Raw genomic sequence first — 13,406 nt, 5'->3', positions numbered from 1 at the left:
CAAAATCTATTTTGCATAATTAGAGAGTTTGTTCATAATTGATAATTTTTATCATTTTCTAAATCCCCCTATTTTGAAGGAGGTTTTAATTCATTATTTATGACAAATCCCCTTAGTTTCTATGAATAATCTTAAGTGAAAATATTTTTGTCAGGATTTATACATTTGTCTCTTCTATTTAAACGATAATTCATTTCAATATTCTAATTCATAGTACCGAACTATATCGAAGATTCTTTGTCCAGTATACCCTTTTTGCATCTGAAATTATTCAGTTATCGAATTTTTAATACCCTTAAGTTATCTCTTCACATATAGTTCATACCCTTAAGTTATACTTTGCTCACAAATTTAATGATACTACTTTATTACTTTTTTGCGTAATATTATAATAGTAATAAAGTAACGTGTAGATATAGGTTTTATATTACTAAAATAAAATTAGTACATATGCCCCTATATCTATTTGTTATATTCGTTTATAGCCCTATTGTATAATGTACATTATTATGAGTTCCTAAGGAGTGGTTCTATGAAAATTTTACTTGTTGAAGACGAAGAAATGCTGAATAATATCATCGCCAAACGCCTTCGCGTGGAAGCGATGACAGTTGACTGTTGCTATAATGGGGAGCAAGCATTAGACTATTTAAATACCTCTAGCTATGATGTAGTCGTTATGGACGTAATGATGCCAAAGATGGATGGCTTCACTGTAGTAAAACATCTTCGCAACGAAGGCAATAAAACGCCTGTTTTATTCTTAACAGCCAAAGATGCCCTTCAAGATAAATTAAAAGGCTTCAATCTTGGCGGTGACGACTATTTAGTAAAACCATTTGAGTTTGAAGAATTAGTAGCCCGCATCTACGCCTTATCTCGCCGTAGCAATAATCACGCACACAATGACTTAGTAGCCGGTCCATTGACCATCAACAGCCAAAGTCATACTGCCACATTAGCTGGTCACAAATTGACTTTAACTGCTAAAGAGTTTGCTCTACTTTATTATTTAGCGAGCAATGTAAACATTGTGCTATCACGTCAACAGATTTTAGACCATGTATGGGAGTATGATTACGAAAGCTATTCCAACTTGATCGACGTATACATTAAAGATTTGCGTAAAAAGTTAGACGTAGCCAATGAGTCCAAGCTAATTCAAACAGTTCGAGGCGTAGGCTATGTTTTCAAAGTTGAAGAAGAAGAGTAATCAATCAAAATCCGACGCGCCTCATCAAACAGCTTATTCAGCGCTTTACAAAGCTTTTTTTAGCAAGGATGAAAAAGGCAATTATTCTAATCCATTTAAACGATTGCCTTTATCTATCAAAATTACCGGTTGGTATTCTATCTTTTTATTACTCATGTTGCTCATGCTCAGCGTATTTATTCTGCAATTCACTCAACTTTGGGAGGATTCGGAAATGCGCAGCACCTTGCAATCTCGTGTAATCAATTCAGCCGATAATCTATCTCGCTTTAGGCCCTTCCAAGATGGTGTATTTACTGTTATTTACACGGAAAATGGGGTCGCTGTAAAAGGGGCTATTCCTGACGGATTCCCGCCAGAAAGCATGCTGTCACCACATCATATTTCGGAGGTGACCGTACGCAATTCCACATTCTATTATTATGACTCACCTATTAGTGATCCTGCCTTCCATGGTTGGGTACGCGGTGTACTTCCTGCCACCTCTGTGAGTCGCACCACCAATATTATGCTCATATCCCTCTTACTAGGTGGTATGACCTTCCTCATCGTCGGAGCCGTTGGTGGTTATTGGCTTATTAAGCGCGGCTTAGGCCCAATACGCTTGCTCACAAAAACTGCGTCTGATATAGGCAAGGAGCAAGACTTATCGAAGCGCATTAAGCCACCGATAGAAACTTATGATGAAATTTCTTCCTTAGCACGCACCTTTAACTCTATGCTGGCTAGCTTAGAAAATTCATCAGTACGAGAGAAACAGTTCAGCTCTGACGTATCTCATGAGCTTCGCACGCCAATTGCGGTCATTCAAGCAGAAAGCGATTATGGCCGCTCTTATATAGCATCTATTGAAGAAGCGAAGGAAAGCTTTGAGCATATTTTCCAGCAAAGTCGCTTTATGACTGCCATGGTAACACAGCTCTTAGATATTGCCCGCTTAGATAATATGGAGAGCATAAAGAAAGAGCCTCTCTCCATGAGTCAGCTTATGGAAGATGTAGCCAAAAGCTATGTCCGTATTTGCGAAGACAAAAACATTAAACTCACCACTAATATTGAGCCTAATCTATCCTTAATAGGCAATTTACCATTTTTAAAACGCGCCGTCGGCAACTTAATCGACAATGCCATTAAATTTACTAACGATAGCATTTCCTTGCAATTAGTAAAAGAAGATGATCGAATCAAAGTGCTTGTTACAGATAATGGTGCCGGTATTAGCCAAGACGATTTAAATAAGATTTGGGATCGACTATACCAAGTAGATCCATCCCGTACTAAAAGCTCTGAGCAAGGCTTAGGACTTGGTTTATACTTCGTCCATAATATTGTTAAATTACACAATGCCAAAGCCACTGCTACGAGTATTCCAGGTGAATCTACTAGCTTTATCCTAGATTTTCCTGCGGCCGATGCATAAATAACAGAAAGGATATTACATGACTTTTTTTCGCTTTAATCCCTTTTCTCGCCCCCATGATGATGAGACTTCGCCTAAGAAGCCATTTTATCGTCTTATCGGCATTGGATTAGTGATTGTGTTAATTGGTGTTGCTATATACAATGTATATACTTATTACCAAGCCCAAGAGCGCTTGCGCATCGTCAATGCGCGGACCGAAATGGTAAGAGCACAGGCTAAAAATAATCAATTAACAATACTTAGTGAAGATAAAATCAAAGAAATTGCCGCCATTAATACGGGTGTGCCACTAGAAGAATTACGCTTTACTAAAATTGGTCTCATCACCTTTGAAGACCTACCAATGCCCCCTATGTTTACTAACAAACCGCCTATAAATAAGGACAAAGCTACTACAGCAGAGAATATGGGACAAAGTAATCTGCCAGAAGATAAGAATAGCGATACATCCTTACCGCCTATCCAAATGCCGCCAGACGCACAAAATATACGTCGAAGTGCACAGCATAAAATGGCGGCCAGTAAGGATGCTACCACATCTGGCGATACATCAGCTGCGACTGAAGCTAATAATATGTCCTCCACGGCAAATGCTAGTGAACAAGAAACGGGGGCTACATCGGCTAGTGGTGAAATCCATTTAGGACCACCACCACATTTACCGGAAAATGATTTTAGTCGCACTCCACCAGGGGAGTTTAAAAAGCATCCTTTATATCATATATTCGCAAAAAGCAGCGGCCTAACCTATGAGTTAATTATTGATGGAGTTAATGGTCATATTATAAAATCTAATGTATATTAATTGTATAGGGCATTTAATAAAGCATTATACTAACTGTATTCTTAGCGATTTTCCATTTAAAAAAAATAATTTATAATTTACCCTGTAATTCATTTTGAATTCATCTTGATGGATTATATTGATATTATCAAATGAATGGTATCGCTGATACCCCATTCAGCATACCTCTTATTATTGATTACAGGGAACTATATCAATCCTGAGCTCTCCCTGTTCAGCTGATATAGGTAGTCAATTTTTTCATTTGATTAACACTAACACTCCCCTTACAAGAAAAACAGGAATCCCTCCCCGGATTCCTGTTTTTCTTTTTATTTAAGCCTATAAATTCTATAGTATTATGCAAAAATAAAAAGACGAACATCATAAATTGATATGCATGTAGCTAAACTTTTTATTGTATTTACAGTTAAAATTCTATAGAATATTTATATTGATAGATTATAGGCTACATCTAGATATAAATGAGATCAATCTTGAATTTTACGAGCAAAATCACTGCAAATTCAAACTATAATCAAGTGGTACTACAAGACCATTAAAATCAATTAATTAATATTTATTTTATTTTTAAAAAATACTCTCATAAATCAAAGGAGGATATAACTATGGCCTTAGTTAATGAAAATTATTCTAATTTACAAAGTTCCTATTTATTTGCCACTATCGCTCGCAAAGTAAGTGATTTCCAACAGGCCAATCCCCAAGCTGACATAATTCGCTTAGGCATCGGCGATGTTACCTTGCCATTAGCGCCAGCTGTTATTGATGCTATGCACAAAGCGGTGGACGAAATGGGCCACATTGAAACCTTCCGCGGCTATGGTCCTGAACAAGGCTATGATTTTTTACGCCAAGCCGTTGTTGACCATGATTATAAAACACGTGGCATACAAATCGACTTAGACGAAGTCTTTATCTCAGATGGAGCTAAGTCCGACTGTGGCAATATCCAAGAGCTCTTCAGCCCTGAAAATACGGTGGCTATTACAGATCCTGTATATCCAGTCTATTTAGACAGCAATGTAATGGGTGGGCGTTCTGGACAGGCCGTAGATGGTATTTTTGAAAACATCGTATATTTGCCAACCCATGCAGAAAATAATTTTTCCCCTGAGTTTCCGTCTAAGCCAGTTGATCTAGTATATCTTTGCTGCCCTAATAATCCGACTGGTACTGTATTAAGTAAAGCACGCCTAAAAGAGTGGGTTGATTGGTGCAAAGCTAATGAAGCAGTTCTTCTCTTCGACTCAGCTTATGAGGCCTTTATTAGCAGTGAAGATACAGTTCATTCAATCTTTGAAATCGAAGGCGCTAAGGAAGTAGCCCTAGAGTTTCGCTCCTTCTCTAAAACGGCAGGCTTTACTGGCACTCGCTGCGCCTATACAGTAATTCCTAAAGAGTTAAAAATTAAAAATTCAGCTGGTGAACAAGTAGCCCTCAATCCACTTTGGAATCGCCGCCAAAGTACTAAGTTTAATGGCGTACCTTATGTCGTACAACGCGCTGCGGCTGCCGTTTATACGCCAGAAGGGCAGACTCAAACTAAAGAGGCTATTGCCTACTACAAAGAAAATGCGCGCCTCATTCGCGAAGGATTAGAATCTATTGGCCTTACCGTATTTGGTGGCACTGATGCGCCTTATATTTGGCTTAAAGTACCTGCTAGTTATACGAGCTGGGAATTTTTCGACCTACTCTTAGAAAAAATTCACATCGTAAGTACTCCAGGCTCTGGTTTTGGCCCTTGCGGCGAAGGCTACTTAAGACTTACTGCCTTTGGAAGTCGTGAAAACACTGTCAAAGCCATTGAACGCATAAAAAGTCTACAATTCTAATACACTAATGCCTCTGTTTCAAGCCTAATAGTCTAATAACTTAATAGCTTGATAACCTAGTAGCACACAAGTAATTATCAAAACATCTTTTTACAAAGCAATGTTTATATTTAGTGTATAAGCGTTTACAAAGCTACTACAATATCTATATATAAATTTTTCAATATAGTTAACCTCAAACTCTTGTCCCACTACCCTATAACATGGTATGATTTTAGTATTCAATGCAATTATTATAGTTATATTAGGTTGGGCTATCTAGCCTATAAAGACCGAATACAACTATGAAATTAAGATAATATACTATTTCATAAGATAAAAGAGGTATACATGTTTACAGTAGTTAAAAAATTAGAAATCAGCGCATCTCACCAATTAAAACTCGACTATGAAAGCAAATGTCAACGCCTTCATGGACACAACTGGATTGTGCATATTTACGCCCGCGCTAAAGAGCTTAACCACAATGGCATGGTTATTGACTTCGGTCACATCAAAGAAGCTATCCATGGGCGCTTAGACCATCGTCACATTAATGATATTATGGGCGATATTAATCCTACAGCGGAGAATATGGCTAAATGGATTGCTGACGAATTAGGCGAAAAATGTTTCAAAGTAGTTGTGCAAGAGTCAGAAGGGAATGTGGCTATTTATGAACGTGATTGAGCTATTTAGCTCCATCGAAGGAGAGGGAATTCGTCAAGGATTCCCTTGCTCTTTTTTACGGCTCTATGATTGCAATTTGCGCTGCGTATACTGCGATACAACTTATAGCTACGGCGATGATGTAAGCTATGACACCATGAGCTTAGACGAGGTAATTACACAGCTCAAAGCCTTCAACAATCGCTACATTACCATTACTGGTGGCGAGCCTTTATTACAAGCACAAGCCGTAGAAGAATTAATTACAACAATGAGTCAGCATAGAACGCCGTGGGGACCATACGAGTTTAATATTGAAACTAATGGCTCTATTTTAGCTCCCTTTCGCTATGATAATGTAATCTATACATTCGATTACAAATGTCCTGATTCACTTGCCGAGGAAGATATGCATCCGCGCTTATTGGAGCAAATCGAGCCTCAAGATGTGCTAAAATTTGTTGTGTCTTCACCTAAAGACCTAGATAAAATGAAGCAATTAGTCCTAGCCAAGCAGCCAAAGGGACATATTTTTGTATCCCCTGTGTTCGGCAAAATTGATCCAAAATATATTGTCGATTATCTGTTGAAGAATCAATTACAAATGATTCGACTTCAATTACAAATTCACAAATTTATTTGGGACCCTGACACAAAGGGTGTATAATAGTTTCCATAATAAAAGGCGCCTAAGCCTATCTAAAGACTAGTTCTCTAGATATGGCTTAGGCGCTTTTTTTAATTATGTGCAGCAACTCTTGTATGCAATAACTCTTGTGTACAAGAGCTCAATTCAGACACACTCTAACTTTACCTTAGCTTTGTATTTGATTAAATTTATATTTATTTTAATTTTATACTTGCTAACCATATAAAGCGGCCTTAGCGCTGATTATAAAAATAAATAATTTTTGTTTCGTCAGGGCTCACTAACGCACCAGTCATGACTTGATGATCAGTCACACCACCGACATTGAAAATATACAAATTGTAGTCATCAGGAACTTTTACAGAATTAAACTCATAGGAGTAGTAGCCTAACACTTGTTTTTGCAATTTTCTATTTTCTTTCTCTGATAAAGCAAGAGTGGTTCCTGAAGCTTCACCATTTTTAAGCCGCATAGCACTCAACTTTTCAGTCAATGGCGCTACAAATTCTGGTACAGTACCTAAATTTTTAAGACTATCTGTGCGGCGTATGTCATAGTCTAACACTAACTCGCGTGCGCTTAAAGCATAATCCATATTAGATTCTGGCTCTAATTGAATATATACGTGGCGACTTTCTCCTAGTGTCATTGAATCAATGGCCAAAGCCTTAGCTTCTGCTACATACGGTGCCATATCTTGACGACTGCCACTAAAGCTAACTTCGCCTACAGCACCAGATTTTAAGTATTGAGGCACATAGTAAATCTGTACATCCTTAGCAAAACTAGGAATTTCTACAGGAAAACCATCATATTGTGGCATTTTATCATAATCTTTAGGATTATTCATAGGGAATAAAATCTTAAGGGTAATATCCTTATATTGTGTAGCTCGTGGATGTGTAAGCTGAGCTGTCCCATGTGTCACTGGTTCCTCATAAGCCTTAATAATCCGCGTCATCTGTCCACGCTCAGGTAGCTCTGTGAACTCAGTGGCTGCTAATGTATGGCCTACTACAAGCGCCCCCAACAAAGAGGCTCCTAATGCTACACGCACTAATTGTTTTATATGTTGATTCGCCATGACCTAATCTCCTTTAACTATATTAAAATATGACTAAATACAAAAGAGGCAAGAGGACTTTCATCCTCATTGCCTCTATTATACTATATTTCAAAAGAAATACTTATATAATTAGTCTTTTACATCATATAAACCAGTTGGTTTTTCGCTAAGGTTGATAATGATGTTTTTCTTTTGGCTGTAATGTTCAAGAATCACTTTGTGTGTTTCACGGCCAATACCAGACTGTTTTACGCCGCCAAATGGAGCCCCTGCTGGGATTTGGTTGTAGCAGTTAACCCACATACGACCAGTTTCAACGCCTTCAGCCACGCGGATAGCGCGATTAATATCGCGAGTCCATACGCCGCCGCCAAGACCGAATTCGCTGTCATTAGCCATTTTAATGACTTCTTCTTCGCTGTGGAATTTAATAACTACAGCTACAGGGCCAAAGATTTCCTCTTGTGCCACACGCATATCGTTAGTAGCATCTACAATAAGAGTTGGACGTACGAAGCAGCCTTTACCAAGTTCGCCTTCAGTAATGCGTTTACCGCCAGCTAGAACACGAGCGCCTTCTTTTTCAGCAATATCTACATATTCTAATACTTTAGCAGTTTGACCTTCGTAAATTTGAGCCCCTAATTGAGTATCATCTTCCCAAGGAAGGCCAACTTTTACTTTTTCAAAATGTTTCGCAAGATCAGCTACGAATTTGTCATAAATTGTATCTTGTACGAAAATACGGGAACCAGCACAACATACTTGACCTTGGTTGAACAAGATACCAAGCATAGCACCTTCCATAGCCATATCCCATTTAGCATCTTCAAAGAAGATATTAGCAGATTTACCACCAAGTTCTAATGTAGCTGGAATCAAATGTTTAGCTGCTGCTTTATATACATTAAGACCTACATCAGTAGAACCAGTGAAAGCTAATTTAGCAAAACCAGGATGATCAAGAATGAATTGACCAGACTTGGAGCCCTTACCAGTAATAATATTAACTACGCCAGCTGGTAGAATATCTTTTAAAATATCGCCAAACTCAAGTAAGCTTAAGGACGTATGGCTAGATGGTTTAATAACTACAGTACAGCCTGCTGCTAATGCTGGTGCTAATTTCCAAGCAGCCATTAAGAATGGGAAGTTCCAAGGAATAACTTGGCCTACTACGCCGATTGGCTCATGGAGAATTAAAGATAAAGTATCTCCGTCTAATTGTTGTGCAGAGCCTTCTTCAGCGCGAATTACGCCTGCAAAATAACGGAAATGGTCGATGGCAAATGGAATATCAATACCGCGAGTTTCGCGAATTGGTTTACCATTGTCATACGTTTCTACTTGAGCAAAATGCTCTAATTTTGCTTCTAGTGCATCAGCGATTTTCAATAAATAGCTGGAGCGTTCTTGAATGGAAGTTTTCTTCCAAGTTTTAAACGCTTCAGTCGCTGCTTCTACTGCTGCATCTACATCGTCTTTAGTCGCTTCTGCGCAAATAGCGAGTACATCGCCAGTGGCAGGATTATATGCATTATATTCTTGTCCATCACTTGCTGGACGCCATTCATTGTTAATTAGTAAGCCGTATTTTTCTTTCAATTGTAATGCCATAGTGTTACCTCCTGTAAAATACTTCGGTTAATAGCATGTTCTTGCTCAAAGTAACAGCCCATTGTGCTATCTTTAAGCCTTCATTTTCTCTTATTTGTGAGTCATACTCTAAAATAGGTATAGCCTATATAGCTAGTTACATTACTAGTTCGAGATTTTTCTATATCCTATGAATAAGAGTATACGCTCTTTGGTAAAATTTATCAATCAAATTACCCTAAGTATTTTGTATTCATGCCAAATCAGTATACTTGAAATATATAAAAAGCCTCTCCAACTAGGCCACAAAAGGCTTTATTGGAGAGGCTTCTCTTTGTCTCTTTACAAATTACATTTGTACTTTGTTCTTTGTAACATATGCATTTTTGGTATAGATACCAAATTTCATTAATTTTACGCTATTTCTAAGTTCGCATAACTGAACTCGGTATGTATATTCATTATCAGTCATTTGCTATACAGCTAATGCCAGTATCCACAACTAACTTAAATCGAGCCTACTTTGCGAAGATAAAACTCATTATACAAGCGAAGCTCTAGAAAAATACATTACGCTTCTTCATCAAGTAATGGAATCAAATGGCCATAGCCTTCTTTTTCCATATCCTCAGCTTTTACGAAGCGAAGTGATTTACTATTAATACAATAGCGTAAGCCACCCATATCAGGACGGCCGTCTGGGAATACATGACCTAAATGCGAGTCACCATGTGCACTGCGCACTTCGATGCGTTCACGGCTAAGGGAATTATCTTTTTCATAAGTTACTGCATTGGCCACAATAGGGCGAGAAAATGCAGGCCAGCCACAGCCAGAATTGTATTTATGAGTAGATAAGAACAATGGTTCACCAGATACTATATCTACATAGATGCCGCGTTCAAAATGATCATCATATTCTCCCGTAAATGGGCGCTCTGTATCTTCATTTTGAGTAATTTCATAGGCTTCATCGCCAATGCGTTGTCTAAGAGCTTCTGCATCTTCTTTCACATACGCAGGAACACCAAGTAATGGTTCCTTAGCTTTATGAAGTTGCACATGGCAATACCCTGTCGGATTTTTATCTAAATAATCTTGATGATATGTTTCCGCATCAAAGAATTGATCCAATGGCAAGATTTCTACTACAAATGTATTATTAGGATCAACTGCTTTAAATAGACGCTCTACCTTTGCTTTATCAGCTTCGTCTACATAGTATACACCAGTGCGATATTGTGTGCCTACATCGCCACCTTGTTTATTTAAGGATGTAGGGTCAATAATGCGAAGCAAGTGAAGTACAATTTCTTCTAGCGAAATGCGATGACTATCGTATACAAGCTTCACTGTTTCTGCATGGCCCGTATCTTCATGACATACTTGCTCATAAGTAGGGCGCTCAGTTTTACCATTTGCATAGCCCACCTCTGTGCTCAAAATACCAGCGATTTGTTTAAAATATGCTTCTACACCCCAAAAGCAACCGCCTGCTACATATATCGTTTTTTCATTAGGTACAACGGATAAAATATTCATTTGAAACCTCCTTATGCTCTCAAATTATTTCTCTTTTTTTACTCATTTAATTTGCTCTTTTAGCTCTATGCTACAGCTTCACTACTAGTACGAACCCGGCGCTTATACACTAGCCAAGCCACTACCATCAATAAAACGCCAGTAATTAAAAATACATAGCGAATACCGAACATCGTAGTAACACCACTAGCAAATAATGGTCCTACCATACAGCCAAACTGGTTGGCCGTAGTCGTCATCCCAAAGACGCGGCCTCTAAATGATGGCTCTGTATAATGTGCTACGGCGGCACTTAACAAAGGATTTACCCCTACAATAAAGCAGCCTACTAGTACTTGTAAGCTACCAAACCACATAATGCCAAGCGGGAAGCTTTGCATCAATAAGAATAAACCTGTACCGCAAAGCGCGAAAAACACCGCTCTAAAATAGCCTTTTTTCTGTCCGAAGAAAGACCAAATATTAGTAGTAATAGCACCGGCTATACCACCAATACTAAGAATCATACCGGATAATAGGGCAGCCCCTTCCATAGTGCCTTGCATATGGCCTACATAGAGAGCCAAAATTGGCTGTAACATTAAGATCGCGGCCTGCATAATAAAATATAACCAAAGCAAATCTACTAATACAGGACGTGATTTTACAAAGGCCCAATCCTCCTTAAAGGACGATGTTTCCACTGATGGTGCATCCTGGATTTCAGGCTCTTTAACAAAGAAATAGACCACCGCACTGGCAATAAATAGTACCACGCCGGCAATAACAAATACAGGACGCATGCCCACTACAGCTTCGATCATGCCACCTAAGGATGGCCCAATAACATTGCCGATAATAAGGCCTGTCTGGAAAATACCCAACGCAGTGCCCGTTTTTTCCTTTGGCACACTTAAAGATACCATCGTCATGGCCGCTGGCATAAAACCATTGGCAAAGCCCATGAGTGCCCGCGTTGCAAAGAGCTCCCAAGGAGTCTCTACAAAGCCAGTCAAAGCATAGGCAATACCGATGAAAATACCGGCCCGAATGGCCATGATTTTCTTGCCCTTCGTGTCAGCCATACGGCCCCAAATAGGAGCCATTATCCCAGCCACTAAAAAGGTAATGGAGAATACTACCCCCGACCACATAGCGACATTGTCTTCACTTACACCTAATTCTAATAAGTACAAAGGTAAGAATGGTACTAACATGGTATAACAAATCGCTAAGGATGTCATACAGGCTGTTAGAATCCATACATTCCTCATACCACCCATCGTATTAGTCGTTGTCACTCTATACCTTCTTTCTTACAATCGAAGAGAGTTCCTAAGTCCCTAAACTTTTTGTGCACGCCCAGTTAAACGCGCGAGCATTTTATACAATAATTTGTACATCACTTGATACTCATCTTCAGTAATTTCTACAATATTTGCCATTTCACCTGGCACATGAGCTACTTGCTCCTTTAAGGCTTCCCCTGTTTTTGTAAGGGAAATAATCACAGTTCGTTCATCCTCTTTCGAACGAGTGCGTGTTAAAAATCCTTTAGCCTCCATTTTGCGGAGTAAAGGTGTTAATGTTCCTGAGTCGAGATATAAATACTCACCCAAGGATTTTACATTCATTTCCTTATGTTCCCACATAACCATCATCACAATGTATTGTGTATAGGTTAGATTCACAGGATCCAATAATGTTTGATACGCCCGTACAATTTCTTTGGCGCAGGCATATAGAGGAAAACATAATTGATTGCGTAGAGCTAAATCATCTCTATTAGTAATATCGTTCATCGTCCGTCTCCTCTCTAAACTATTTACTAAGACTTTAATTTTACTATAAAATAAACAAAAAACCAATACATGCTATTAATTTGTTTACAATATATTTGTGAAAATAAAGACGCATCATAAGCAAAAAGCTCTATAATGCGTCTCATGCAAGATTAATAATTACATATCAAACTTTTTGTCTAACACATCTTGTAATGTAACACCTGTCATGTATTCTTTAAACTGTGCTTGCATATGCTCCCACAAAGGTAAAGTCATACAGGTTTTGCTGCGAGGGCATTGGTTAACTTCATCTTCAAGACAAGCTACGAGTGCTATGGAATCTTCTGCAGCACTTAAAATATCGTACACTGTATAGTCTTTAGGATCTTTTGTTAAGCGATAGCCACCATATTTGCCGCGCACACTTTTTACATAACCTGCAGCACTTAAACGCGCTACAATGCCTTCTAAATATTTGTCTGAAATTCGTTGCCGCTCGGCAATTTCTCGAATTGACACATTTTTATTATTACCGTTTTCCGCTAAGTCAACTAATACGCGCAAAGCATAACGGCCCTTAGTTGAAATCTTCATTTTTCATATACCTCTTTCACAGTAGGAATTACCTTAAAGTTATTATAACATAGGTGGCAAGCACATCATAGAGGGGAATTTCACATCTGAAGTTTTGTCCTTTCTTAATTTTCAACTATAGATTGCATAAAATTCATTCAACTTCGAGCCCTTGGCTCTCCCCTTTTATAATTCTACATGATAAAATAGGGTTGAACTTATTTTTATGTCATTTTATATATAGGGCAGATGGCAGTAAACTAGCCATTTAGCCTTACAAAAAGTAGTT

The 13,406-nt window shown here is 38.4% G+C and carries 12 protein-coding genes; 6 read left to right on the top strand and 6 right to left on the bottom strand.

Annotated elements, in window-relative coordinates:
* Window positions 1–532 precede the first annotated feature (532 nt).
* From QZR90_RS01630 to QZR90_RS01605, 6 genes are all read left to right on the top strand, one after another.
* Entirely contained in the window at window positions 533–1,213 is a 681-nt protein-coding gene (locus QZR90_RS01630; RefSeq protein WP_295788044.1) for a response regulator transcription factor, read from the top strand.
* Window positions 1,185–2,633, top strand: coding sequence for a cell wall metabolism sensor histidine kinase WalK (locus QZR90_RS01625; RefSeq protein ID WP_295788042.1), 1,449 nt, complete (start codon window positions 1,185–1,187; stop codon window positions 2,631–2,633). Before QZR90_RS01630 ends, QZR90_RS01625 begins: the two co-directional genes overlap by 29 nt.
* A gap of 19 nt (window positions 2,634–2,652) precedes the next feature.
* On the top strand, window positions 2,653–3,441 hold the full coding sequence (locus QZR90_RS01620) for a hypothetical protein (protein ID WP_295788039.1): 789 nt from the start codon (window positions 2,653–2,655) through the stop codon (window positions 3,439–3,441).
* Between the two features lie 608 nt (window positions 3,442–4,049).
* Window positions 4,050–5,279 carry an LL-diaminopimelate aminotransferase gene (locus QZR90_RS01615; RefSeq protein ID WP_295788036.1) on the top strand — a complete coding sequence of 410 codons (1,230 nt, stop codon included), beginning with the start codon at window positions 4,050–4,052 and terminating at the stop codon, window positions 5,277–5,279.
* 330 nt (window positions 5,280–5,609) lie between these two features.
* Complete coding sequence (queD, locus tag QZR90_RS01610) at window positions 5,610–5,948, top strand: 6-carboxytetrahydropterin synthase QueD (RefSeq protein WP_295788033.1); 339 nt, start codon at window positions 5,610–5,612, stop codon at window positions 5,946–5,948.
* Window positions 5,935–6,594 (top strand): radical SAM protein, encoded by a 660-nt coding sequence (locus QZR90_RS01605; RefSeq protein ID WP_295788029.1) that lies wholly within the window; start codon window positions 5,935–5,937, stop codon window positions 6,592–6,594. The genes queD and QZR90_RS01605 overlap by 14 nt, the downstream gene beginning before the upstream one ends.
* Window positions 6,595–6,809: 215 nt before the next feature.
* On the opposite strand, the gene QZR90_RS01600 is transcribed toward QZR90_RS01605, so the two are convergent.
* The 6 genes from QZR90_RS01600 to QZR90_RS01575 all read right to left on the bottom strand — a co-directional run bounded on the left by QZR90_RS01600 (window position 6,810) and on the right by QZR90_RS01575 (window position 13,138).
* Complete coding sequence (locus QZR90_RS01600; RefSeq protein WP_295788027.1) at window positions 6,810–7,661, bottom strand: hypothetical protein; 852 nt, start codon at window positions 7,659–7,661, stop codon at window positions 6,810–6,812.
* Window positions 7,662–7,772: 111 nt separating this feature from the next.
* Window positions 7,773–9,260, bottom strand: coding sequence for an aldehyde dehydrogenase family protein (locus QZR90_RS01595; protein ID WP_295788026.1), 1,488 nt, complete (start codon window positions 9,258–9,260; stop codon window positions 7,773–7,775).
* A gap of 549 nt (window positions 9,261–9,809) precedes the next feature.
* Entirely contained in the window at window positions 9,810–10,781 is a 972-nt protein-coding gene (msrB, locus tag QZR90_RS01590) for a peptide-methionine (R)-S-oxide reductase MsrB (protein WP_295788023.1), read from the bottom strand.
* Window positions 10,782–10,846: 65 nt separating this feature from the next.
* The gene (locus QZR90_RS01585) at window positions 10,847–12,034 is read right to left on the bottom strand and encodes an MFS transporter (protein WP_295788300.1); all 1,188 of its coding nucleotides are present in this window, start codon (window positions 12,032–12,034) and stop codon (window positions 10,847–10,849) included.
* 69 nt (window positions 12,035–12,103) lie between these two features.
* A complete protein-coding gene (locus QZR90_RS01580) occupies window positions 12,104–12,562 on the bottom strand; it encodes a MarR family winged helix-turn-helix transcriptional regulator (RefSeq protein ID WP_295788022.1) in 459 nt (152 codons plus the stop codon).
* Window positions 12,563–12,721: 159 nt separating this feature from the next.
* Entirely contained in the window at window positions 12,722–13,138 is a 417-nt protein-coding gene (locus QZR90_RS01575; protein WP_295788020.1) for an Rrf2 family transcriptional regulator, read from the bottom strand.
* Between the last annotated feature and the right edge of the window lie 268 nt (window positions 13,139–13,406).

Source organism: uncultured Veillonella sp. (genome assembly GCF_900545795.1).
Lineage (GTDB): Bacteria > Bacillota > Negativicutes > Veillonellales > Veillonellaceae > Veillonella_A.
The sequence above is the reverse complement of the archived record's forward strand: the minus strand, read 5'-3'. Positions and strand labels throughout refer to the sequence as shown.

What these genes read in the sequence shown, in the direction of transcription:
- QZR90_RS01575 (WP_295788020.1), bottom strand. Translation starts at nt 13,138, where the DNA reads ATGAAGATTTCAACTAAGGGCCGTTATGCTTTGCGCGTATTAGTTGAC.
- queD (WP_295788033.1), top strand. Translation starts at nt 5,610, where the DNA reads ATGTTTACAGTAGTTAAAAAATTAGAAATCAGCGCATCTCACCAATTA.
- QZR90_RS01605 (WP_295788029.1), top strand. Translation starts at nt 5,935, where the DNA reads ATGAACGTGATTGAGCTATTTAGCTCCATCGAAGGAGAGGGAATTCGT.
- QZR90_RS01585 (WP_295788300.1), bottom strand. Translation starts at nt 12,034, where the DNA reads ATGAGGAATGTATGGATTCTAACAGCCTGTATGACATCCTTAGCGATT.
- QZR90_RS01625 (WP_295788042.1), top strand. Translation starts at nt 1,185, where the DNA reads ATGTTTTCAAAGTTGAAGAAGAAGAGTAATCAATCAAAATCCGACGCG.
- QZR90_RS01615 (WP_295788036.1), top strand. Translation starts at nt 4,050, where the DNA reads ATGGCCTTAGTTAATGAAAATTATTCTAATTTACAAAGTTCCTATTTA.
- QZR90_RS01620 (WP_295788039.1), top strand. Translation starts at nt 2,653, where the DNA reads ATGACTTTTTTTCGCTTTAATCCCTTTTCTCGCCCCCATGATGATGAG.
- QZR90_RS01630 (WP_295788044.1), top strand. Translation starts at nt 533, where the DNA reads ATGAAAATTTTACTTGTTGAAGACGAAGAAATGCTGAATAATATCATC.
- QZR90_RS01580 (WP_295788022.1), bottom strand. Translation starts at nt 12,562, where the DNA reads ATGAACGATATTACTAATAGAGATGATTTAGCTCTACGCAATCAATTA.
- QZR90_RS01595 (WP_295788026.1), bottom strand. Translation starts at nt 9,260, where the DNA reads ATGGCATTACAATTGAAAGAAAAATACGGCTTACTAATTAACAATGAA.
- QZR90_RS01600 (WP_295788027.1), bottom strand. Translation starts at nt 7,661, where the DNA reads ATGGCGAATCAACATATAAAACAATTAGTGCGTGTAGCATTAGGAGCC.
- msrB (WP_295788023.1), bottom strand. Translation starts at nt 10,781, where the DNA reads ATGAATATTTTATCCGTTGTACCTAATGAAAAAACGATATATGTAGCA.